The sequence below is a fragment of the Labrys sp. (in: a-proteobacteria) genome (assembly GCF_047605565.1).
Taxonomy (GTDB): Bacteria; Pseudomonadota; Alphaproteobacteria; order Rhizobiales; family Labraceae; genus Labrys; species Labrys neptuniae.
In genome coordinates this window covers 43,222-65,080 of record NZ_JASGFM010000005.1, presented here as the reverse complement: position 1 = coordinate 65,080, position 21,859 = coordinate 43,222, and the positions used below count along the sequence as shown (strand labels likewise).

Here is a 21,859-nt window from a genome sequence, read left to right as displayed (position 1 = left end):
TAGCAGCGCTTCAGCTTTGCCGCTTTAGGCCCTGGCGCGGCTCAGAAATCGACACCACTTCCGGCTCGACATGCCGCAAGGTCACTCTGCACCCGGCAAACCGGGATTGTCGGCAGGGCCCATGACCGGATCACGCCGGGAATTTCCACGGACGTTCGTGTCTCGCGAGCTGCTCCCAGGCATGCCCGAGGCTCGATCGAGAGAAACGTGGTCGGGGTCAGGCCGCCCGTCCCACGCGCTTGATTTCCCATTCGAGCTCGATGCCCGCATGGTTCCGTACGCGCTCGCGAACGGTCTCGCCCAGCGCTTCGATGTCGGCCGAGGAGGCCGTGCCAAGATTGACCAGGAAATTGGTGTGCATCGGCGAGACCTGGGCGCCGCCGACGGTCAAGCCGCGGCAACCGGCCTCGTCGACCAGCTTCCAGGCCGAATGGCCGGGCGGGTTCTTGAAGGTCGAGCCACCCGTGCGGGTATTGACCGGCTGGGACGAGGAACGCGCCTCGGTGATCTTCTGCATCTCCGCCAGGATCGCCTCGCGATCCCCCGGCCTGCCCCGGAATGTCGCCTGCGTGAACACGACGTCCGTCGGCACGGCACAGCGACGATAGCTGAAGCCCATGGCGGGTGCGTCATAGATCAAGATCGAGCCGTCGCGGCCGACCGCCCGCGCCGAGGCGAAGACATCCTTGGTCTCGCCACCATAGGCGCCGCCATTCATGCGCAGCGCCCCACCGATCGCGCCAGGAATGCCGCGCAGGAAGGACAGGCCCTGGATGCCCGCTTCCGCTGCCGCACGCGCCACCTTGACATCCGGGGCTCCCGCGCCGGCCGTGATGGCGAGGCCATCGACGGCGATAGCACCGAAACCCTTGCCGAGGCGGATCACCACGCCCTCGACGCCGCCGTCACGGACCAGAAGATTGGAGCCGAGTCCTACCACCATCCAGGGTGTCTGTGCGGGCAGGCCGGCCATGAACTGCGCCAGATCCTCCTCGTCCACCGGCGTGAACAGCAGCTGCGCCGGACCGCCGGTGCGAAACCAGGAGAGCGGCGCCATCGGCGCATTGGCTTCCAGCGTACCGCGCAATCCCGGCATGAGTGGGCGAAGCGAGGGAATGAGGTCGGGAAAGGTCATGGGGTCCGAAAAGATCCAATGGCGGAATATCTCAATGTTGCCCACGAATGGGCAGCATTGAGATATTCTGCAAGTGTTTAAAATCCTGCAGGGTCTTCTTGATCGCCCCATAGCGGGATCAGGGATTTGGAATGCCGGCCTTATTGCCTACATTCGCTTAAAAAGCCCAGCGATTCTGCCAAGGCGTCTTGCGATTTGCGGAAGCGCAAAGACGTGTCGAACCAACGAGTTGGAGCGAACATTGCCGGATCGGTCCACCTCCCCGGAAGAACGCCTCCGCGCCATCGTCCGCACGGATGAGAACCTCATGGCCTTTCTCGTCGCCGCCCGCTCGCTGCGTCTGCCGCAATGGCGGCTGGCGGCGGGCTGCGTCTACCAGAGCGTGTGGAACAGCCTGACCGGGAAATCCACCGGCACCGGCATCAAGGATTATGATCTCATCTATTTCGACGCCACCGATGTGAGCTGGGAAGCCGAGGATGCCGTGATCCGGCGTGCTGCTCCCCTCTTCGACGGGCGCTGGCCGGTCGAGATCCGCAACCAGGCCCGGGTCCATCTGTGGTTCGAGCAGCGTTTCGGCCTGCCCTATCCGCAACTCCATTCGGCCGACGAGGCCTTCGGGCACTATGCCGCTATCGTGCATGCGGTCGGCATTCGGCTGGAAGAAGACGACACGATCGACATCGCCGCCCCCTTCGGCCTCGATGACGTCTTCGGCATGGTCATCCGCCCCAATCCGGGGCGCCCGGGTGACAAGGGCCTGTCCGCCAAGGCTGCACGCGCCCAGGCGATCTGGCCCGAACTGCGCCTGGTGGATCTGCAGCCATGACGGCAAGGCCGGGCTATGCGCAGGCCCTGCAGGCAACCAGGCTGCTCGAATTGTTGCAGGCCTATGATCCGCATGTCGCGGGCACGCCCCCTCTCGGCGTCGACCTGCCCGCCAGCGACATCGACATCCTCTGCCACGCCCCGGATACCCTCGCCTTCACTCGGACAGTCTGGGAGGCTCTTGCTGAAGCGCCGGCCTTCTCCATCCATCAATGGACCGCAGGTGGGCGCCCGGTGGTCGCCACCTTTACGGCGCAGGGCTGGTGCTTCGAGATCTTCGCCTCCATTCAACCGGTGGCCGAACAGGCAGGCTGGCGCCATTATTTGGCAGAGCGGCGCTTGCTCACGCTGGGAGGAGAGCCCTTCCGCAGCAGCGTCATGCATCATCGCCGGGCCGGCCTGAAGACCGAACCCGCCTTCGCCGCGGCCCTGCGCCTGAAAGGCGATCCCTATCAGGCCCTGATCGAGCTCGGGCAACGGGAGGACGGTCATCTCCAGGTGCTCCTCGCCGCCGCCGGCTACCCTGCTCCCATCGCGCAAAGGGAATGACCCTTCGGAACCACTAATGAGCCCCGGTCAACCTCACCCTGCGATATGCTTCAAGGCCTCGCGACGGCTGAGATTGCTGAGTTCGGGGTGCTCGTCGACGTAACGGGCAACCTCCGCGGGATCGATGCGTGCATAATGCCTGAGAGCCCAGCCGATCGCCTTGCGCAGGAAAAATTCCTTGGAGCCGATCGACGGTGCGATGCAGGCGTAGAGAAGATCGAGATCGGTCTGCCCCTTGGCGTCGAGCTGGCAGAGGATCGCGCTTCGGCGCTTCCACATATCGGCATCGACGGCCCAGGCGAGCATCGCCTGCCGCATCGTCGCGCCGTCACTGCGCAGGATCGGCAGGAGACGGTGCGCGGCGATCGCATCGACATAGTCCCACCAGGCGCCGGTGACGATCAGCTCCTCATACATCGGCAGGACGTCGAAGCGCTGGAACGCCCTGGCGGCCCGCAGGCCGGTCAGCTCGATGGCGGCATAGCGCTCTTCGCGAAAACGGGCGCCACGCCAGATGGCGAGAACCTCTGCCTGCCAGTGCCCTGCGGTCTCGAAGCGCAGATCTGCGAAGATGGTCTTGCAGATCTGCCTGAGCGGCACAGCGGAAACACCGAGATAGGGCATCGCCGATTTCATATAGGCTTGCATGCCCGGCGCACGCGAGGGATCGGCAGCGGCCGCCAGACGTGCGCGGATCGTCTCGGCCAGGCGCATGCCCATTCTCCCAGCACCGCATCGGCGCTGCATGAGGGAACGCCGGATCAGTGGAGTGTCAACCTCCCGGCTGACACCCCGCTTGCCGACGAGCGTTCCTTTTCAAGATGTCAGCCGGGAGGCTGACACTCCAACCCCTCTTGGTATGAAAACGCGACCGAAGTGCAAGACCCCACTTACGGTTTGCATCTCACCCGAGCGCCGCCAGTTCCCCCGGCAGTGCATAGGCCCATTGCGTGATGTTACCGGCACCGAGGCAGATCACGTAGTCACCGGGCTTGGCCGCCGAAGCGACCAGGCCGGCAAGCGAGCCGGGACCATCGAGCGCGACGACATGGCGGTGGCCGCGCGCCCGGATGCCGGCGACGAGGCCTTCCTTGTCGGCTCCCGGGATCGGGGCCTCGCCGGCCGCATAGACATCGGCGACCACGACCATGTCGGCATCGTTGAAGCAGGCGGAGAATTCGTTGAACAGGCTCGCCAGGCGGCTATAGCGATGCGGCTGCACCACCGCGATCACCTGCCCGGTGGTCGAGGCCCGCGCCGCCTTGAGCACGGCGGAGATCTCCACGGGATGGTGGCCGTAATCGTCGAACACGGTGACGCCGTTCCACTCCCCGGTGCGCGTGAAGCGCCGCTTGACACCGCCGAAGCCTTCCAGGCCCTTGCGGATCGCTTCGGCGTCCATGCCGAGATTGTGGGCAACGGCGATCGCAGCGGTCGCGTTGAGGGCATTGTGGCCGCCCGGCATGGGCAGGCCGAGATCGGGAAGCTCGACCACCGCGCCGGTCTTGCGGTCGCGAATGACGACACGAAAGCGCGAACGGCCTCCCGAGAGGTCGAGATCGAGAAGGCGCACATCGGACTGCGGGTTCTCGCCATAGGTGACGACGCGGCGGTCCTCGATGGTGCCGACCAGCTCCTGCACCACGGGATGATCGAGGCACATCACGGCAAAGCCGTAGAACGGGATGTTCTCGACGAACGTCCGGAAGGCATCCTTGATGGCATCGAAGGTCTTGAAATGATCGAGATGCTCGGGATCGATATTGGTGACGATGGCGACGTCGGTCGGCAGCTTGAGGAAGGTGCCGTCGCTCTCGTCGGCCTCCACCACCATCCAGTCGCTCGAACCGAGCCGTGCATTGGTGCCATAGGCGTTGATGATGCCGCCATTGATCACGGTGGGATCGAAACCGCCGGCATCGAGCAGCGTCGCCACCAGCGAAGTCGTGGTGGTCTTGCCATGCGTGCCGGCAATGGAGACGCAGGTCTTCAATCGCATCAGCTCGGCCAGCATCTCGGCACGCCGCACCACCGGCAAGCGCATCTCACGAGCAGCGACGAGCTCCGGGTTGTCGCGCTTGATCGCGGTGGAGACCACCACCACCTCGGCATCGCCGATATTCTCGGCGGCATGGCCGATGAAGGTCTTCACGCCCTTATCCTTCAGGCGCTTGACGTTGTAATTGTCGGCAGCGTCCGAGCCCTGCACCGTGTAGCCCAGATTGACCAGCACTTCGGCAATGCCGGACATGCCGATACCGCCGATGCCGACAAAGTGGATGGGGCCAATTTCACGGGGCAGCTTCATGAGGTCTCTCGAAAAGATGGGATTTCGGTTCGTATAGGGGCGACAGGGCCGGGAGGCAAATTTGGAGAAAATTCGGAGCGCGGACTTCCAGTCCGCCTCTTGGAGACGCCGCGCTTGCGAGACTGCAAAGAGCGGACAGGATGTCCGTGCTCCGAGGACCCGCCCCCGTCACATCGCCGCCAGCTTCACCACCCAGTCGGCGAGGCGATCGGCAGCGTCGGGAATGCCGGCGTTCCGGGCATTGGCGGCCATGGCCTGCAGCCCCACCGGATCGGCGAGCAGCGCGGTGAGATCGGCTGCCAGCGTTTCCGCGGTGAAGTCCGGCTGCATCACCATCCGGGCGCCATCGACATTGGCGAGCGTACGGGCGTTGGCAGCCTGGTCCTGGTCGAGCGCTCCCGGCAGCGGCACGAGGATCGATGGGCGGCCGATGACCGAAAGCTCGGCCACGGTCGAGGCACCGGAGCGGCTGATCACCAGATGAGCCCCCGCGATACGGGCGGGCAAGTCTCGGAAGAAATCCTGCACGTCCGCAGCAACGCCGAGGCCGGCATAGGTCTCACGCACGGCGGCAAGGTCCTCCTGGCGCGCCTGCTGCACGATCCTGAGCCGGCGGCGCAATGGTTCGTCCAGCCGCGCGATCGCCGACGGCACGATCGCCGACATCACAGCGGCGCCCTGGCTGCCGCCGAAGACCAATAGGTTGATGGGCCCGTCCAGATCAGGATAGGGCACCTTGGCCGCTTCCATCACCGCCGGCCTGACCGGGTTGCCGGTATGGACGAGCTTCGATTTCGGCACATTGTCCATCATCGCCACATCGGCAAAGCCGGTGGCGATGCGCGTCACTTTGGGTGCCAGCATGCGGTTGGCCCTGCCCATCACCGCATTGGCCTCGTGGATCATGGTGGGGATCTTGCGCCAAGCCGCAGCCGTCAGCGGCGGCAGGGTCGGATACCCGCCGAAACCCACCACCACGGCGGGGGCCAGACGCCCCAGCATGCGCCAGGCCGAAAACGTCCCCGTGCCGAGCTGCCAGAGCGTATTGGCCATGGCGAGCGGCGAGCGGGAACGCACGGTCTCGGATGGGATGACGTGGATGTCCTCCCAGGCAAAAGTGCCGGTATAGCGCTCCACCCGTTCGTCGGTGGCAAGATGCGGACGAAAGCCGAGCGGCATGAGCGCTCCCGCCAGCGCTTCGGCCGGGAACAGGTGGCCGCCGGTACCGCCGGCACAGAGCAGTACGATCTTGCCGCTCACGACGACAATCCGATACCAGCTGCGCCCTGGGCCCTGCGGTCGCGGAAGCTGAAGGCGCTTTCGAGCATGTCGGTACGTGGGCGGCGGCGGGTGAGCGCGAGCACCATGCCCATGCCATAGGCCACCGAGATCAGCGAGGAGCCGCCATAGGAGATGAAGGGCAGCGTCATGCCCTTGGCGGGCATCATGTGGAGATTGACCATCAAATTGATCGAGGACTGCATTCCGAACAGGAGGGTGAGGCCGGCGGTGGCGAAGCGGCAGAAGGGATCTTCGACCTTGTAGGCGTGCCAGAAGCCACGCAGCACGATGAGGGCGAACATCGCCACCACCACCATGACGAAAAGAAGGCCGAATTCCTCGCCGGTCACCGCCATGATGAAATCGGTGTGGGAATCCGGCAGGATCAGTTTGTAGGTACCCTCGCCCGGCCCCTTGCCCAGCCAGCCGCCGCTGAGGAAGGCATCGCGCGCCACGTCGACCTGGAAGGTATCGGTGCCCTCCGGCTTGAGAAAGCGGTCGATGCGGGAGGTGACGTGTGGAATGAACTGATAGGCGGCCACGATGCCGACGACGCCGACGCCTCCGAGCCCGACCATCCAGAACCAGTGCAGCCCGGCCATGAAGAACAGCGCACCCCAGACGATGGAGATCAGCATGGTCTGGCCAAAGTCGGGTTGCAGGATGAGCAGTCCCGCCGAGCAGGCCAGCAGCAGCATGGCGAGGATGTTGGCGGGAACGTCCGGCCGCTTGACGTTTTCGGAAAACAGCCAGGCCGCCAGCACGACGAAGGCGGGCTTGAGGAACTCGGAAGGCTGGATACCGGCGATCCAACGCCTGGAACCCTTCACCTCAGCGCCGAACAACAGCGTCGCCGCGACAAGCGCGATCGAGATCAGGAACATCACCAGGGCCAGCCGACGGATGGACTGCGGCGACAGGAAGGAAATCCCGATCATTACCATCAGGGCCACCGGGATCATCATCGCCTGGCGGTTGACGAAGTGGAACATGTCGGAGATGCCGATACGCTCGGCGACGGCGGGGCTCGCCGCCAGCAGGAGGACGATACCGGTCAGCATCAGAGCCAGGATCGTCATCAGCATCAGCCGATCGACGGTCCACCACCAGGCATTGAAGGCTGAACGTTCGGTACGCGAGGCCATGAACAGGGAGTCCGTCAGCTGAGGGAGGATCGCCCTAGCAGTGCTCCCGACAGGGTTTAGGAACGGTTAAATGCGAAGGCCTCGTCGCGTTTTTGCCGGCAATGCGCCTGGAAATGCCGATTGAACCGGCTCGCCTTCCGTTCGCAACGGTCGGCATCGGCTGCCGCCTCGCCCTGTTCTATCGTGATGCTTGGCTCCTGGATTGCCGGCGGTCGAGTCCCGCCACCACGTCCTCGACGATCTCCTGCAACTCGGCACGGCTGCTGCCGTCCCGGGCCTGGATCGAGATCCCCTGCATCACGGCCGCTAAATGGCGAGCCAGCCCGGGGATCGTCTCGTTGTCGCCAAAAGGCTGCAGCGCCTGCACGATCCTCATGCGGATATCCTCGCGTCGCGCAGCAAGGTCACGGGCGAGCGCGGCATGGTCGGGATGGCAGGTAACCATCCCGCTCGAGATCATGCAGCCACGCTCGCGATCGGGATGGGTGACGGCCTCGATCGCCGCTTCCAGCAGCAGGCGCACCGCCTTTGGCCGATCGTCCGCCTGCGTGACAGCGGCGAAATCGAGCAGGCCGATGCTACCCTCGTAGCGGGCCAGCGCTTCCTGGTAGAGCCCGGCCTTGCTGCCGAAGGCGGCGTAAAGGCTGGGGGGCGCGATCCCGATCGCCTTGGTGAGATCGCCGACCGAGACGCCCTCATAGCCGTGGCGCCAGAACAGCCGCATGGCCGTCTCGACCGCCTGTTCCCGATCGAAGCTCCAGGGTCGTCCGCCACGCGATTTCGAACCGTGTTCCATATCGAACACTAAACAACATCTTGACAGGCATCGTCAAGCAAGTTGAATAGTGATCGATAAACAACATCGGAGATCGCAATGGATCCTTCAAGACGCCTTTTCCTGGGTGCCGCCGCCGCCCTCACCGCCCTCGCCGTCGAATCGGGACTTGCAGGTTCCGCGGCGGGCGCAATCGGTAAGAAACACTCCGATGTTGCGAATGGAGGTAAACCAGGCTCAGGGCGTGAAAGCTTCTTCACCCGTTCGGCCGATGGCACGCTGCTGGCCGGCGAGGCACAGGGCGACCCGGCGGCCCCTGAGATCCTGTTCATCCACGGCCTGCGCCAGAGCCGGCTGAGCTGGGACAAGCAGTTTGTCGATGCGGCCCTGACCGGCTTCCGACTGGTGAGGTTCGACCTCCGCGGCCATGGCGATTCCGACAAGCCTGCCTCGCCCGACGCCTATTCCGACCCGGATCGCTGGGCGGACGACGTGGCTGCGGTGATCGCGGCCGCGAAGCTGCGCCGTCCCATCCTGGTGGGCTGGTCACTGGGCGGCCATGTCGCCGGCACTTATCTGCGCAAATATGGCGGCTCGCGCATCGCCGGGATCAACCTGGTCGATGCGGTCACCAAGCTGTCGCCCGACCTTCTGACCCCGCTCGCCGTGAGCTTCGCCAAGACGGCGGTCTCACACGACCTGGGCGAACGAACCGCTGCGACGGCCGATTTTCTCGCGGCCTGTTTTCACAAACCGCTCACCGATATCGAACTGCAGCGTATGCTAGTGGTCAACGGCATGACCGAACGCGCCGTGAACGAGGGGTTCGTCAAGACGGCCACGCCCGATCTCGAGCCGGTGTTCCAGGCCTATCCCGGCCCGGTCCTGCTGACGCACGGCGTCCACGACCGGCTGGTGCGCCTGGCCATGTCCGAGCGCATCAAGGCCCTTCATGCCGATAGCCGGCTCTCGGTCTATGCCGACAGCGGCCACAGCCCCTTCTACGAAGAGCCCGCGCGGTTCGGACGGGAACTCGCTGCTTTCACAACTGCATCGACAAGAGGCTGATGCCCGCGTGGAGCCGGCGCGATCCTGCCCGGCTCCCGCATATGCCACAGCAAGACTGTCGTCCCGCCGTGGAAAGGCACGCTCAACCGTCTGATTTCAGCTTCCCGGCAACGGCCCAGGCGTCCTTCGGAACTTCGATGATGATGATCTCGACGGATTCCGGCGGGCAAACCAGGGTTTCGACGACGGCCTTCGTCGCCGCCTGCACGAAATCGCGCTTTTGTTCGAGCGTCCGTCCGGGGTGCATTTCCACTCGCAGCACAGGCATGGTCACTTCCTCATGAAAAGGTCCGTTAGTCGACCTGCCGCAATGTTCTCCAAACCGATTTGCTGATAAATAGCCGCTTAGGCCTTTCATTCAGAACCGCATGGGTTGCAATCATGGACAAGCTCGCCGGCATGGCCATGTTCGTCAGGGTGGTGGAGGAAGGCAGCTTCGCCGCCGCAGCAGAGACCAGCCGGGTATCGGCGACCATGGTCGCCAAGCATGTCCGCCAGATCGAACAGCGCCTGGGTGCCCGACTGCTTCATCGCACCACCCGCCGCCACCAGCTCACGGAAGTCGGCAGGCTCTATTACGAACGCTGCAAGACGGCCCTGGCGGAGGTGGCCCTGGCCGAAGCGAGCGCCTCCGAATTGCAGGCCAATCCACGCGGACGGTTGCGAATGGTCGCGCCGGTGAGCTTCGGAAGCGAAAGCCTGGTGCCGGCCCTGGTCGACTATCTGCAGCGCCATCTCGACGTCACCATCGATCTCGTGCTCGACAACCGCACCGTGGACCTGATCGGCGAGGGCTGCGAACTCGGCATTCACATCGGCGACCTCACGGACGAAAACCTGGTCGCCCGCCCGCTGAAGCCCTATCGTCGCATCCTGGCCGCCGCGCCTTGCTACCTGGATCGACGCGGGCGGCCGCAGCATCCCCGCGAACTCGGCGATCATGATTGCCTTGGCCATGCCTATTGGCGCACGCAGGGCATCTGGCACCTTGTCGGCCCGGATGGGGAGACCTGCACGGTGAATATCGGCGGCCGCTTCACCACCAACCAGGGTTCGGCGCTGCGCGTGGCGGCGCTGCATGGGGCGGGCGTCGTGCTCCAGCCGGAACTGCTGCTGATCAACGACATCGAGGCCGGCCGGCTCGAGCCCGTGCTGCCGCTCTGGTCCTATCGCCCCACGCCGATGCATCTGGTCTACGCGCCGGATCGTCGGCCGACGGCCATGCTGCGCAGCGCCATCGACTTCCTGCTGGCCCGCTTCGGCTGACCGAAAGGCCGTCAGGCCTTGCCGATACCCGGCAAGGACAGCACGGCCCGGGAGAAGGCCTTGCCCCGTTCCTCGAAATTGCGGAACTGGTCGAAGGAAGCGCAGGCCGGGGAAAGCAGGACCACGGCCTCGTCGAGGCCGGACGCTGCCGCATCAGCAGAGGCCAGCGGCACCGCCTTTTCGATCGTCTCGGCCCGCACATAGGGTACGTGCCCTTCCAGCGTCGCCGCGAATTCGTCCGTTGCCTCGCCGATCAGATAGGCCTTGCGGATCTTGGGAAAATACTCGGCCAGGGACTCGATGCCGCCGGTCTTGGGCTTGCCGCCGGCGATCCAGTACAGGGTCGGGAAGGACGACAGGGCCTTGGCCGCGGCATCGGCATTGGTGGCCTTGGAATCGTTGACGAACAGCACGGGACCGAGCCGGCCGACCTGCTCCATGCGATGGGCGAGGCCCGGGAAGCTACGCATGCCGGCCTGGATCTGATCCAGTGTCAACCCACCTGCGTGCGCTGCCGCCAGCGCCGCGCAGGCATTCTGGGCATTGTGCGCGCCACGCAGGGAGCCGATGCCGGCCAGGCTTGCCACCTCGACCGCCCTGCCCCCTTCAGCCGAAAACAACCTGTCGCCAATGGCATAGACGCCGTCGCTCAATTGTCTCTCGACCGAGATGCGGACGGGCCGGCCACCCCTGGCTTCGATCTCGTCCGCGATAGCGGCGCACCAGGCATCGTCGACGCCGACGACCGGCGTGGCCGCGCCTTCGACCAGGCGCGCCTTCACGGCCGCATAATGTTCCAGCGTGCCGTGGCGGTCGAGATGATCCTCGGTGACATTGAGCAGGATGGCGACGGAGGGATCGATGCTCGGCGCCAGGTCGATCTGGTAGGAGGAGCACTCGACGACATAAACTCTTTCAATTCCTCGCACCTTGTCGGGCGACGGCGGCTCCAGCGACAGGATCGCCGTGCCGATATTGCCGCCGAGCTGCACGTCACGGCCGGCGGCCGCGAACAGATGCGCGATCAGCGCCGTGGTGGTGGATTTGCCGTTGGTGCCAGTGATGGCGATGAAGGGCGCGCCCGGCGCCCTCGCCCGGCGCTCGCGCACAAAGAGCTCGATATCGCCGATCACTTCCACCCCATGCGCAGCGGCAAGCTTGACCGACCAATGCGGCTCGGGATGGGTGAGCGGCACGCCGGGCGACAGGACCAGCGCGGCGACGGAGGACCAGTCGACCTCATTGAGGTCACGGACGTCAAGCCCCTTGTCGGCGGCGGCCTTGCGGCCGGCCTCGCCATCGTCCCAGACGATCGGCCTGGCGCCCCCGGCAGCGAGAGCCTCGGCCGTCACCAGGCCCGACCCGCCGAGGCCGAAGACGGCGACAGCGCGGTCGCCGAAGGAAGTGATCGGGATCATGACGATCTTTCGTCCTATCTGAGCTTGAGCGTGGCAAGCCCGAGCAGGGCCAGCACCACCGCGATGATCCAGAAGCGGATCACGACCTGCGGTTCCTTCCAGCCGAGCTGCTCGAAATGGTGGTGGATCGGCGCCATCTTGAACACGCGCTTGCCGGTATAGCGGAACGACAGCACCTGGATGATCACCGACAGGGTTTCCGCCACGAACAGGCCGCCGACGACGAGCAGCACGATCTCATGCTTGGTCGCCACGGCAATCGAACCCAGCATGCCGCCTAGAGCGAGCGAGCCGGTATCGCCCATGAAGATCTGCGCCGGCGGCGCATTGAACCAGAGGAAGCCGAGCCCCGCCCCGATCATGGCGCCGCAGATCACCGCGAGTTCACCGGTGCCGGGTACGAAATGGAGCTGCAGGTAATTGGCGAAATTGGCGTTGCCGACGAGATAGGCGATGACACCGAAGGTTCCGGCCGCCACCATCACCGGCACGATGGCAAGACCGTCCAGGCCGTCCGTCAGGTTCACGGCATTGCCGAAACCCACGATGATGAAGGCACCGAAAACCACGAAGAAATAGGAGAGGTTGATCAGGAGTTCCTTGAAGAAGGGAAAGGCAAGCGATGTCGCCTGCGAGATCGGCGCTCCGCTGCCCCAGAGGAAGCCGAGGAAGCGCGCCCCACCTGCCTGTGCCATCAGGATCACGGCAACGCCGGCGATCAGGAATTCCAGACCGAGCCGCGCCCGCCCGGAAAAGCCCTTATGGCTCTGCTTGGTCACCTTGAGATAGTCGTCGTAAAAGCCGATGGCTCCGAAGCCGAGCGTCACCAGGAGCACGGCCCAGACATAGACATTGGCGAGGTTCCCCCACAGCAGGGTCGACACGCCCAGCCCAGACAGGATCATCAGCCCGCCCATGGTCGGCGTGCCCCGCTTGGACAGATGCGACTGCGGGCCGTCGTCGCGGATCGGCTGGCCCTTGCCCTGCTTCACCCTGAGCCAGGAGATGGTCCACGGCCCGAAGAAGAACACGAACAACAGCGCCGTGAAGATCGCCCCACCGGTCCGGAAGGTGATGTAGCGAAACAGGTTGAGGAGCTCGAAATGTTCGCTGAAGCGACTCAGCAGATAGAACATGGAAATCCTTTCAACCTCAGGCGTTTCGTCGGTAATTCTAGCCGTAATTTGTCCCGGGATTTGCGTCGCTGATACCAGCCCGTATGGCGATCGCCTCGCCCTGGGATCGCAGGCATCCTCGCCTGCTCTTGGAAGCGTCGCGGCTGGCAGGTGAGGAAAGCAGGCGAGGACGCCTGCGATCCCAGGATGCCATGTCGCACCAAATCGTCCATCATCCGGCCCTCGCCGCGATCGCCTCGCGGGCGACGTCGTGATCGGAGAAAGGCAATACAGTCTTGCCGACGATCTGGCCCGGCTCGTGCCCCTTGCCGGCGATCAGCAGTACGTCGCCCTGCGCCAGCTCCGCGACGGCCGTCTCGATCGCCTGGCGCCGGTCGCCGATCTCGATCGCACCGGGTGCCGCCGCCATGATGGCCGCGCGGATCGTGGCTGGATCCTCGCTGCGGGGATTGTCGTCGGTGACGATGACCTTGTCAGCCAGCCTTGTGGCGATCTCGCCCATGATCGGACGCTTGCCGGCATCGCGATCGCCGCCGCAGCCGAAGATCACCACCAGCCTGCCCTGCGCGAAGGGGCGCAAGGCCTCCAGCGCTTTCTCGAGCGCATCGGGCTTGTGGGCGTAGTCGACGAGCACCGGAGCTCCCTCGACGGTACCGACGAGATCGAGGCGGCCCTTGGCGCCCTCGAGGTGCTCGAGGGCAGCGAACACCGCATCCGGCTCGCCGCCGGTCGAGAGGCAGAGGCCCGCGGCGACCAGGGCGTTCTCCACCTGGAAGCGTCCGGCGAGCGGCAGCCTGACCCGATAGGCCCGGCCCTGATAGTCGAGTTCGAGATGCTGGATGAAGCCCTCGATCCCGACCGATTTCAGGCGGATGCCCTCGCCCGTCTCACCGACGCTGAGGATACGCAGGCCCTTCTGGCCTGCGGCAGCCAGCACGGCGCCGGCCTCGGCATGATCGGCTGCCACGACGGCCCCTGCGCCGGCGGGCAGAAGGTCGCGGAACAGGCGCAGCTTTGCCTCGAGATAGGCTTCGAAACTCGCGTGATAATCGAGATGATCGCGCGACAGATTGGTGAAACCGCCGGCAGCAAGGCGCACGCCATCGAGCCGGAACTGATCGAGGCCGTGCGAGGAGGCCTCCATGGCGAGATGGGTGATACCCCTGCCCGCGAGTTCGTCGATCAGACGGTGCAGCTCGACCGGATCCGGCGTGGTGAGGGAACCATAGGTCTCGCCCCAGGGCGCCACGACGCCGACGGTACCGATCGACGCCGATTGATGACCGAGCCTGGCCCAGATCTGTCGCACGAAGGCAGCGACCGACGTCTTGCCGCTGGTACCGGTGACGGCAATGATGGTTGCCGGCTGGCGATCATAGAAGGCTGCCGCGATCTCGCTCAGAGCCTTGCGGGCATTGTCGACCCTGATCAGTGCGACAGGCGCAGGCACGTCGAGCGGGGCTTCGGAGACGATCGCCACCGCACCGGCGGCGATGGCCTGCGGGACATAGGCGGCGCCGTCGCTCTTGGTGCCGGGAATGGCGACGAAGACGAAGCCGGGCTTCACCGCGCGGGAATCGGCTGTGACCCCCGTGACCTCGAGCGCGCGGGCATCGGCGGCAAGGGAGCCTTCGGAAACGATGTCGGCGAGGCGCTTGGTCATGAACGTCCTGTTTTCGGCGATTCGGGATCGGCGGCTTTATTAGAGTGCCTATGAGGATTGGCAATGCAGTTTCAATGGCCGATCGATGCATCCCGGCCATGCATCGACCGAACTGCAATGGGCGGATCTTGTGACCCGCCCATTGAATGGCCTATTGAGCCGCCAGCCACGCCATGCTCTGGTTGAGCTGGTCCTTGGGCGCGTAGAGCGGCGGGACCGGATTGGGAACCTCCATGAAGCGGGGTTTGACGCCGAGCAGCGGACCGACACGCTCCAGGATCTTGCCGGTGGTGACGCCGGCGTTCCAGGCGGCGGTGGAGTAGCCATAGGTCTCGGGCAGGCCCTTGGGCTCGTCGTAGAGCACGGTGATCAGATATTTCGGCTTGTCGAAGGGAAACACCGCCATGAAGGTGGTGAAGTTCAGGTTCTTGTTGTAGCGCCCGCCGATCAGCTTTTCGGCCGTACCGGTCTTGCCGCCGACCTGGTAGCCGAAGATGTCGACCTTCTTGGCCGAGCCATTGGTGGCGTTGAGGCGCATGATGTAGCGCATCACGTCCGAGGTATGCGGCTTGAGCACCGTCTTGGACAAGGCCAGGGCTTCGTCCTGGTTGCGCTTGATGAAGGTCGGCTTCATCAGATGGCCGCCATTCATCATCGCGCCGACCGCCATGATCGCCTGCAGGGGCGCAACGGTGATGCCCTGGCCGAAGGCGATGGTGGCCGAGTTCAGCGTACCCCAGCGCCGCGGCAGGATCGGCGCGGCGTTTTCGGGCAGCTCCGTCACCAGGCGGTCGAGCTGGCCCATCTGGCGCAGGAAGGCCTGATGGGCGGGCACGCCGAGGCCCAGCGCCATGCGGATGACGCCGATATTGGACGAATAGGTGAACACTTCCGGCAGACTCAGCATGCGGCGCTGCGGATGGTAGTCGCGAATGGTCCAGCGCCCGATGGTGACGCTGCCGGCCCGGGCATCCAGCATGGAATTGGTGGTGAAGCGGCCCGATTCGATCGCCATGGCCAGCGTCAGCGCCTTGAAGGTCGAGCCCATTTCATAGGTGCCGACATTGATGCGGTTGATCCGGTTGGGATCGAGGGCATCGGCGGGATTGTTGGGATCGAAATCAGGCAACGACACCAGCGAGATCATCTCGCCGGTGGTCACGTCCATGATCACGCCGCCCGCGGCCTTGGCCTTGAAATGCTCCATGCCGGCGATGAGCTCGTCGCGCATCACCGCCTGGGCGCGCAGATCGATCGAGGTCTGCACCGGCTTCATCGCATCGGAGGTCGAGGCATAGCCGAGCGCCTGCAGTTCGGAGAGGCCGCGCTTGTTGTCGATATATTTCTCCAGGCCCGCAATGCCCTGGTTGTCGATGTTGACGGCGCCCAATACGTGGCTCACCGTCGGCCCGTTGGGGTAGATGCGCTTGTTCTCGTTGATGAAGCCGATGCCGGGAAGGCCAAGGGCGTAGATACGGTTGCGCTGCTCGGGCGTGATCTCGCGCTTGAGCCAGATGAAGCCCTTGCCGGAGGCGAGCTTGGCCCTGAGGTCGCGAGCATCGAGCTCCGGCATCTGGGCGGTGAGCAGCTCGGTCGCCTCGTCGACGTCGATGATCTTCTTCGGCTCGGCATAGAGCGAGGGCACCTGCACGTCGGTCGCCAGGATCCGTCCGTTGCGGTCGAGGATATCGGGGCGAGCCGCCGCCAACTGGTCGGCCGCCGAGCGGCGTGCATCATATTGCTGGTCGGGAGCGGTGCCGAACTGGGTAAGCCGCGCCATGATCGCCATGTAGATGCAGACGAACCCCACCACGATCAGCACGATGCGCCCAGCGCTCTTCTCGAGCTTGGACAGGCGCCGAGGCGGCGCCTTGGCGGGGCTGGTGGCATCAGGGTTCGCGCCGGTTTCCGGCACCGGCGTGCTTGCCGGATTATCCACGATGGTCCCGTCGCTCATGTTCCCCTCACTCATGGGGTCGATCCTGTGACTTGCGGCGCCCCGGCCAGGCCGAGCCCTTCGAGTTTTTCGGCAATCAGATCGCCTTCACGCGCTTTTTCGGGCAGATCGGCGACATCGACGGACTGGACGACCTTCATCGGCACGAGGTCGAGATGGCGCTTGGCCAATGCGCCGATACGATCGGGCTGGCTCATATAGGCCCATTCGGCCTTGAGCGATTCGATGGCCCGGCGTTCGGTCTCGATGGAGCGGCGGAGTTTCGCCACCTTCTCGGCCTGCAGGGTCGATTCATACTTGATCGAATAGACGCCGATGGCCGAAGCCACCAGCAGGCCGACCAGGATGAGATTGAGAATACGGGTCAACGGCCTCTCCCGGATTGAAGACTTACCTCAGGCAATCCGAGGAAACTGGTGCCGGTGTCACGAGCGGGAGCCTCGCTGCGGACAGCGAAGCGCAGCTTGGCGGAACGGGCGCGGGGATTGAGCTCGGCTTCCGCCTCGCTCGCCGCCAGCGCCCCCCGATGGGTCTGAACGAAGGTCGGGGGTGGCACCGCCGCCGCCGGCTGATGGCGCGAACCGCCGGCCTGGCTGCGGGTACGGTCGGCGAAGAAGGTCTTGACGATGCGGTCCTCGAGCGAATGGAAGGTCACCACCACCAGGCGCCCACCGGGCTTGAGTGCCCTCTCGGCGGCCAGCAAAGCCTGGCCGAGTTCGTCGAGCTCACCATTGACCGCAATGCGCAGGGCCTGGAAGGCACGGGTTGCGGGATGAATGTCGCCGGGCTTGGAACGGATCACCCGGCCACACAGATCCGCCAGTTGCATGGTGGTGAGAAAGGGTTCCTTCTGTCGGTCGGTGACGATGGCGCGGGCCAACGCATGGGCCCGGCGCTCCTCGCCCAGCACCTGGAAGATGCGCGCCAGCGCCTCTTCGGGCAATTGCGCCACGAGATCGGCGGCACTCAGCCCGGCATGCGAGCCCTCGCTCGACATGGGCATGTCGAGCGGCCCGTCCCTGCGAAAGGAAAAGCCGCGGTCGGCTTCGTCGAGCTGCATCGAGGACACCCCGATGTCCAGCACCACCCCATCGACGCCGCCCTCGCCCAGCATGGGAGCGAGCTTGTCGAGATGGGAGAAACGGTCCTCGACCAAAGTCAGGCGTCCCTGCATTTCGGACACCAGCGCCATGCCGTCGGTGATGGCATTGCGGTCGCGATCGATGGCGAGCACCTGCACGTCGGGCGCGGCCGCCAGGATGGCGCGCGTATACCCCCCTGCCCCGAAGGTGCCGTCGATGAAGCGCTCGTTTGCCCTGGGCTCGAGCGCCTTCAGCACCTCGGCGAGCATCACCGGCACATGCCGGGCGGCATCGTTGGCGGTTGCGGAGGAAGCGGGCATCGAACTCTCAAAGGCAGGAATTACAGGCGGAACCGGCCCGCAAATCGGGCAGATTTCTCCAATCCCATTAACGCCCATGAAAGGTTAATGAAGGGTTCGTGGAGCCCGGCTCGTCCCTTGAAAATTCCGTTACGTCATCATCCTCGCCAAGCAGTTGAGCCGCTGCCTTCTCTCCCTGCCTCTTTCGCACTGCCGCAAAGGCGGGCACTATCGCCGCCGAACCGTTTCGACGGTGTGGAGATTCGCAGCCGATGCCCCGACCCGCCAAAGCGCTCTATTGCGCTGCAGCCCTGACCCTCACGCTACCCATGACGGGTGTCTCGGCCGAGGAGAGCCTTGCCAATCTCGATGCCGGCGGGCTGATCGTCGAGCCGGCGGACCAGCTCGAATTGAAGGCGGAGGACATCTTCCTCTCGACCAGGCAGGTCCGGGCTGCCTATCGCTTTCTCAACAAGGCCAGCCAGGACCTGACGCTGACCGTCGCCTTCCCCTTGCCCGAGGTGACCGGCGAAACCGATCTCGATCTGGCCATTCCCAATCCGGCATCACCGAATTTCCTGAATGTCCAGGCCAGGGCCGCCGGCAAATCGGTCGAGACGAATGTGGAACAGCATGCCTTCTTCACGGCCGACGGCGGCAAGGAGAGCGAAATCACCGATCTGCTCAAGGGCATGAACATACCGCTGCTACCCGCCGGCACGACGACGGCCGAGGCCCTCAAGCGCCTGAGCAGCGAAGACCGAGCCAAGCTGAGCACGCCGGGCTACATCGAGCAGGCGGGCGAAAACTGGGTCCCGCTCTGGACCCTGCGGTCGAGGATCGTCCGCCAGCAGGTTCTGGCGGCCGGCAAGGAGATCATCCTGCAATACAGCTACACGCCGAGCGTGGGCTCGGCAGCCGGCCTCTATTTCGACCGCGCCAACCTGACAGGCGAGTCCCTGACGCAATATCAGAAGAAATACTGCGTCAATGAGGGCTTCCTGCGCGCAGCCGATGCCTTGACCAAGCGCCTCACCGCAGCCAAGCCGCAGCCGGGTGAGACCGCACAGGCACCCAAGACCCGCCAGACCTATTTCGGCTATGCCTTTATCGGTGGCGGCCGCTGGTCCGGCCCTGCCGGCCGATTCGGCCTGGTCATCGACAAGGCCTTTCCCGACAATCTGGTCTCCTTCTGTGCAGACGGCGCCAAGAAGGTCAGCAGCACCCGCTACGAGCTCAAGCGCAACAATTACGCGCCGGACCGCAATATCGACATCCTGATTCTCGACAAGAACGTCGCACCATAAACTCCTTGCGGATCACGCTTTTCAGCCGAGAGCGCTGCCGCTATGCACTCGCGGCTTCCTGCTCTTCCGCGGCCAGCTCGGTCACAACCTCGAATTTGCTCAGGCTGTGGCGGCCGAAGGAACTGATCATCGGGACGTCAGCGGCATCGCGGCCACAACCGATCAGGATCCGGCCGATCCGGCGCTGGTTGTGGCGTGGGTCGAAGCTGTACCATTCCCCGCCGAGATAGGCCTGGAACCAGGCGCTGAAATCCATGGCGGCGGGATCGGCAGGCACGCCGATGTCGCCGAGATAGCCATTGCAGTAGCGCGCCGGAATGTTGAGGCAGCGGCACAGCGCAACCGCCAGATGGGCGAAGTCGCGGCATACGCCGACCTTCTGCTCCAAGGCCTGCAGGGCCGAGCGCGTCGCGCTGGCATGCTCGTAGCCAAAGCTCAGATGCGAATGGACGAAGTCCGTGACGGCCTGAACCCGCTGCCAGCCATCGGTTATCTCTCCAAAATGCTTCCAGGCGAAATCGGCCAGGAGATCGGTTTCGCAATAGCGGCTGCCCTGCAGATAGATCAGCGCTTCCTTCGGCAGGGCCATGATGGGCAGGATTCTCGCTCTCTGCACCGCTTTGTCGGGCTCGCCACTGTCGCGGATGATGCCATCGCAATGCAGATGCAGGAAACCATCCTCGACATGGATGCGCCGACTGAGATTGCCGAAACTGTCGATATGGGCCTGGGTCGGATGGTTCGACAAGGCAGAGAGGTCCTGCTCGCGGACGATATCGCCGCGCCGCGATGGATGAACATCGAGGACGGTGATCAGCGTGGTCGGTTGCGAGAACTGCATCTCGATATCGAAACCGTAGCGGATATGCATCTTGGCTTTCCCATGAGCGGCGCCGGCCTGCATCCTCGTCCCGCTGGAGAGGTGGCGGCACGCCGAGGATTGCAGGCTAGCGCCAGGGAACCGACAGCAATAGAAGCCGCTATATCAGCGTTGCTAGTATGGATGCATCAGGTCACTTCAGCTCAAGCGGCGCGGTGCAGCCCTTTGCGAAGCCCCGGTAAATCCGCGCTCGCGCGCCCACACCACCGCGGCAGCCCGGCTGTGCACGCCAGCCTTGCCATAGATGCGCGCAACGTGGTTGCGCACCGTATTGCGGGTGAGCTTCAGGGCCTTGACGATCTGAGCATCACTCAGCCCCTGGCAAAGCAGGCCGAGCACTTCCAACTCCCTCGGAGTCAGGTCGGCGAGTTCCGTGGAAGCTCCATTCGACGCTCCTCCGTCGCGCAGATTGGCCAGTTTCTCGATCACGGTGCGGCTGAACCATGAGGTATCCTGCATCACAGCCTCGATCGCGGACATCAGCTCGACTTCCGATCGCTTGCGATCGGTAATGTCCTGCAGGACGATCAGCACGCAATCCTGGCCCTGGATGCCGACGGTCTCGGCCGAGACCAGGCAATCCAGGCTTTCGCCGTGCCGGCTGCGCAGCTCGAATTCCCTGTTGCGCAGGGTTCCATCGCTTTCGATGTCCCGTTCGAGCTGCCGCCGCGATGCGCTCGAAGACCAGATCGGCACCAGGCCGATGGGCTTGTCGATCACCTCATCAGGCGCATAGCCCAGCACCACGGCAAAGGCCTCGTTGACGTCCAGCACACGGAAATCCTTGCGGGCCATCACGATGGTCGGCACGGGGGTCATGCGAAAGGCCCGGGCGAAGCGCTCCTCGCTCTGCCGTAGGGCCAGTTCTGCCCGCCTGCGCGGCTCCATGTCCATGAAGGTGAAGAGCATGCAAGGCTCCTCGCCTACCTCGATGGGCTGCCCGGCAACGATGACCAGCTTCGGATCACCGTCGGCCATGCGCAGGCTAGCCTCGGTCTGCGGAATCGTGCGCCCCTCGCGCAGAGCGGCGATGGCACTGTCCCGACCGGCGGCATTCTCCAGCACGTCGATTTCATAGGTGGAGCGGCCGAGGACCTCCTCGCGCTTGTAGCCGGTCATTTCCAGGAAACCGTGATTGACTTTCACATAACGCAGATCGGCCAGCCGGCAGATGATCGCCGGCGCAGGGTTAGCCGCAAAAGTACGCTCGAAGCGCTCCTCCGCTGTAAAACGCTCGGTCAGATCCTGGATGACCAGCACATAGGATTCAGGATCGCCGGCGGAATCGGCAAGAGCCAGTCCCCTGAGCTGATGGATGCTGCGCCATCCCTCTTTCCCTTTGGGCGGCGCCGCCTTGACGACTTCGACGACCACATCCTCGAACACCTCTCCCGCCAGGAGGCGGTCCAGCGGGTATTGTTCGGGAGCCAGCGTATGGTTGTTGCGATATTTCAGCAGATAGGTCTGCCGATATTCAGCCGGCGTCCTGCCCAATGCGGCCAGTTCTTCCGCATCGTGCAGGTCGAGTGCCCTCTCATTGGCCCAGACGATCCCCCCGGAAGGATCGATCAGCAAGATGCCTTCGGCCAGCCCTGCAATGATCTCCTGGAGCTGCCGCCGGTCCACCTGTCGCCGCAGGATGCTCACATCCGGAACCTCGTTCGCCATGACCTGTTCCCACTTGCCGGCGAGAGCCGCGGCACGTCTTTTCTTGCAGACGGAACCATAGTCCGGAACGGTATGGGGCGAAAGGAACGGCGCC

General features: G+C 64.5%; 20 protein-coding genes. 5 read left to right on the top strand and 15 right to left on the bottom strand.

Annotation, left to right across the window (positions count from 1 at the left end; all coding sequences use genetic code 11):
• Nucleotides 1-217: 217 nt before the first annotated feature.
• Nucleotides 218-1,135: a UDP-N-acetylmuramate dehydrogenase gene (gene murB / locus QM672_RS06960; protein ID WP_394308039.1), complete on the bottom strand. Its 918-nt coding sequence runs from the start codon at nt 1,133-1,135 to the stop codon at nt 218-220.
• 307 nt (nt 1,136-1,442) lie between these two features.
• On the opposite strand from murB, the gene QM672_RS06955 reads away from it, so the two are divergent.
• A complete protein-coding gene (locus QM672_RS06955; protein WP_415081501.1) occupies nt 1,443-1,964 on the top strand; it encodes a nucleotidyltransferase family protein in 522 nt (173 codons plus the stop codon).
• Entirely contained in the window at nt 1,961-2,512 is a 552-nt protein-coding gene (locus tag QM672_RS06950) for a DUF4269 domain-containing protein (protein WP_415081499.1), read from the top strand. The genes QM672_RS06955 and QM672_RS06950 overlap by 4 nt, the downstream gene beginning before the upstream one ends.
• Before the next feature lie 33 nt (nt 2,513-2,545).
• Here QM672_RS06950 and QM672_RS06945 read toward each other — a convergent pair whose 3' ends face one another.
• From QM672_RS06945 to QM672_RS06925, 5 genes are all read right to left on the bottom strand, one after another.
• On the bottom strand, nt 2,546-3,226 hold the full coding sequence (locus QM672_RS06945; RefSeq protein ID WP_311941689.1) for a DNA alkylation repair protein: 681 nt from the start codon (nt 3,224-3,226) through the stop codon (nt 2,546-2,548).
• A gap of 190 nt (nt 3,227-3,416) precedes the next feature.
• Entirely contained in the window at nt 3,417-4,820 is a 1,404-nt protein-coding gene (gene murC, locus QM672_RS06940) for a UDP-N-acetylmuramate--L-alanine ligase (RefSeq protein ID WP_311941693.1), read from the bottom strand.
• Between the two features lie 168 nt (nt 4,821-4,988).
• Nucleotides 4,989-6,080, bottom strand: a complete 1,092-nt coding sequence (gene murG, locus QM672_RS06935; RefSeq protein WP_415081496.1) for an undecaprenyldiphospho-muramoylpentapeptide beta-N-acetylglucosaminyltransferase — start codon at nt 6,078-6,080, stop codon at nt 4,989-4,991.
• Entirely contained in the window at nt 6,077-7,246 is a 1,170-nt protein-coding gene (locus QM672_RS06930) for an FtsW/RodA/SpoVE family cell cycle protein (protein WP_311941699.1), read from the bottom strand. Before QM672_RS06930 ends, murG begins: the two co-directional genes overlap by 4 nt.
• A 178-nt stretch (nt 7,247-7,424) precedes the next feature.
• On the bottom strand, nt 7,425-8,042 hold the full coding sequence (locus QM672_RS06925) for a TetR/AcrR family transcriptional regulator (protein ID WP_415081778.1): 618 nt from the start codon (nt 8,040-8,042) through the stop codon (nt 7,425-7,427).
• 78 nt (nt 8,043-8,120) lie between these two features.
• Between QM672_RS06925 and QM672_RS06920 the strand changes: the two genes are divergently transcribed.
• Complete coding sequence (locus QM672_RS06920; protein WP_415081494.1) at nt 8,121-9,089, top strand: alpha/beta fold hydrolase; 969 nt, start codon at nt 8,121-8,123, stop codon at nt 9,087-9,089.
• An 82-nt stretch (nt 9,090-9,171) separates the two neighbouring features.
• Here QM672_RS06920 and QM672_RS06915 read toward each other — a convergent pair whose 3' ends face one another.
• Nucleotides 9,172-9,357, bottom strand: coding sequence for a 4-oxalocrotonate tautomerase (locus QM672_RS06915; RefSeq protein WP_311942024.1), 186 nt, complete (start codon nt 9,355-9,357; stop codon nt 9,172-9,174).
• A 113-nt stretch (nt 9,358-9,470) separates the two neighbouring features.
• Between QM672_RS06915 and QM672_RS06910 the strand changes: the two genes are divergently transcribed.
• Nucleotides 9,471-10,355, top strand: coding sequence for a LysR family transcriptional regulator (locus QM672_RS06910; RefSeq protein WP_415081492.1), 885 nt, complete (start codon nt 9,471-9,473; stop codon nt 10,353-10,355).
• An 11-nt stretch (nt 10,356-10,366) separates the two neighbouring features.
• Here the strand turns inward: QM672_RS06910 and murD are convergent, their stop codons facing one another.
• The 6 genes from murD to rsmH all read right to left on the bottom strand — a co-directional run bounded on the left by murD (nt 10,367) and on the right by rsmH (nt 17,931).
• Entirely contained in the window at nt 10,367-11,773 is a 1,407-nt protein-coding gene (murD, locus tag QM672_RS06905) for a UDP-N-acetylmuramoyl-L-alanine--D-glutamate ligase (protein WP_415081490.1), read from the bottom strand.
• 14 nt (nt 11,774-11,787) lie between these two features.
• Nucleotides 11,788-12,909, bottom strand: a complete 1,122-nt coding sequence (gene mraY, locus QM672_RS06900; RefSeq protein WP_311941710.1) for a phospho-N-acetylmuramoyl-pentapeptide-transferase — start codon at nt 12,907-12,909, stop codon at nt 11,788-11,790.
• A 211-nt stretch (nt 12,910-13,120) separates the two neighbouring features.
• Complete coding sequence (locus QM672_RS06895) at nt 13,121-14,572, bottom strand: UDP-N-acetylmuramoyl-L-alanyl-D-glutamate--2,6-diaminopimelate ligase (protein WP_415081487.1); 1,452 nt, start codon at nt 14,570-14,572, stop codon at nt 13,121-13,123.
• 151 nt (nt 14,573-14,723) lie between these two features.
• Nucleotides 14,724-16,529 (bottom strand): peptidoglycan D,D-transpeptidase FtsI family protein, encoded by a 1,806-nt coding sequence (locus QM672_RS06890; protein WP_415081485.1) that lies wholly within the window; start codon nt 16,527-16,529, stop codon nt 14,724-14,726.
• An 11-nt stretch (nt 16,530-16,540) separates the two neighbouring features.
• Nucleotides 16,541-16,897: a hypothetical protein gene (locus QM672_RS06885; protein ID WP_311941718.1), complete on the bottom strand. Its 357-nt coding sequence runs from the start codon at nt 16,895-16,897 to the stop codon at nt 16,541-16,543.
• Complete coding sequence (gene rsmH, locus QM672_RS06880; protein ID WP_415081483.1) at nt 16,894-17,931, bottom strand: 16S rRNA (cytosine(1402)-N(4))-methyltransferase RsmH; 1,038 nt, start codon at nt 17,929-17,931, stop codon at nt 16,894-16,896. The genes QM672_RS06885 and rsmH overlap by 4 nt, the downstream gene beginning before the upstream one ends.
• Before the next feature lie 251 nt (nt 17,932-18,182).
• On the opposite strand from rsmH, the gene QM672_RS06875 reads away from it, so the two are divergent.
• Nucleotides 18,183-19,217: a DUF4424 family protein gene (locus QM672_RS06875; RefSeq protein WP_367623239.1), complete on the top strand. Its 1,035-nt coding sequence runs from the start codon at nt 18,183-18,185 to the stop codon at nt 19,215-19,217.
• 40 nt (nt 19,218-19,257) lie between these two features.
• Here the strand turns inward: QM672_RS06875 and QM672_RS06870 are convergent, their stop codons facing one another.
• Both QM672_RS06870 and QM672_RS06865 read right to left on the bottom strand, forming a co-directional pair.
• The gene (locus tag QM672_RS06870; RefSeq protein WP_311941725.1) at nt 19,258-20,088 is read right to left on the bottom strand and encodes a transglutaminase family protein; all 831 of its coding nucleotides are present in this window, start codon (nt 20,086-20,088) and stop codon (nt 19,258-19,260) included.
• A 147-nt stretch (nt 20,089-20,235) separates the two neighbouring features.
• Nucleotides 20,236-21,765 (bottom strand): PAS domain S-box protein, encoded by a 1,530-nt coding sequence (locus QM672_RS06865; protein ID WP_415081480.1) that lies wholly within the window; start codon nt 21,763-21,765, stop codon nt 20,236-20,238.
• Between the last annotated feature and the right edge of the window lie 94 nt (nt 21,766-21,859).

What these genes read in the sequence shown, in the direction of transcription:
- murB (WP_394308039.1), bottom strand. Translation starts at nt 1,135, where the DNA reads ATGACCTTTCCCGACCTCATTCCCTCGCTTCGCCCACTCATGCCGGGA.
- QM672_RS06955 (WP_415081501.1), top strand. Translation starts at nt 1,443, where the DNA reads ATGGCCTTTCTCGTCGCCGCCCGCTCGCTGCGTCTGCCGCAATGGCGG.
- QM672_RS06950 (WP_415081499.1), top strand. Translation starts at nt 1,961, where the DNA reads ATGACGGCAAGGCCGGGCTATGCGCAGGCCCTGCAGGCAACCAGGCTG.
- QM672_RS06945 (WP_311941689.1), bottom strand. Translation starts at nt 3,226, where the DNA reads ATGCGCCTGGCCGAGACGATCCGCGCACGTCTGGCGGCCGCTGCCGAT.
- murC (WP_311941693.1), bottom strand. Translation starts at nt 4,820, where the DNA reads ATGAAGCTGCCCCGTGAAATTGGCCCCATCCACTTTGTCGGCATCGGC.
- QM672_RS06930 (WP_311941699.1), bottom strand. Translation starts at nt 7,246, where the DNA reads ATGGCCTCGCGTACCGAACGTTCAGCCTTCAATGCCTGGTGGTGGACC.
- QM672_RS06925 (WP_415081778.1), bottom strand. Translation starts at nt 8,042, where the DNA reads ATGGAACACGGTTCGAAATCGCGTGGCGGACGACCCTGGAGCTTCGAT.
- QM672_RS06920 (WP_415081494.1), top strand. Translation starts at nt 8,121, where the DNA reads ATGGATCCTTCAAGACGCCTTTTCCTGGGTGCCGCCGCCGCCCTCACC.
- QM672_RS06915 (WP_311942024.1), bottom strand. Translation starts at nt 9,357, where the DNA reads ATGCCTGTGCTGCGAGTGGAAATGCACCCCGGACGGACGCTCGAACAA.
- QM672_RS06910 (WP_415081492.1), top strand. Translation starts at nt 9,471, where the DNA reads ATGGACAAGCTCGCCGGCATGGCCATGTTCGTCAGGGTGGTGGAGGAA.
- murD (WP_415081490.1), bottom strand. Translation starts at nt 11,773, where the DNA reads ATGATCCCGATCACTTCCTTCGGCGACCGCGCTGTCGCCGTCTTCGGC.
- mraY (WP_311941710.1), bottom strand. Translation starts at nt 12,909, where the DNA reads ATGTTCTATCTGCTGAGTCGCTTCAGCGAACATTTCGAGCTCCTCAAC.
- QM672_RS06895 (WP_415081487.1), bottom strand. Translation starts at nt 14,572, where the DNA reads ATGACCAAGCGCCTCGCCGACATCGTTTCCGAAGGCTCCCTTGCCGCC.
- QM672_RS06890 (WP_415081485.1), bottom strand. Translation starts at nt 16,529, where the DNA reads ATGAGCGACGGGACCATCGTGGATAATCCGGCAAGCACGCCGGTGCCG.
- rsmH (WP_415081483.1), bottom strand. Translation starts at nt 17,931, where the DNA reads ATGCCCGCTTCCTCCGCAACCGCCAACGATGCCGCCCGGCATGTGCCG.
- QM672_RS06875 (WP_367623239.1), top strand. Translation starts at nt 18,183, where the DNA reads ATGCCCCGACCCGCCAAAGCGCTCTATTGCGCTGCAGCCCTGACCCTC.
- QM672_RS06870 (WP_311941725.1), bottom strand. Translation starts at nt 20,088, where the DNA reads ATGCATATCCGCTACGGTTTCGATATCGAGATGCAGTTCTCGCAACCG.
- QM672_RS06865 (WP_415081480.1), bottom strand. Translation starts at nt 21,765, where the DNA reads ATGGCGAACGAGGTTCCGGATGTGAGCATCCTGCGGCGACAGGTGGAC.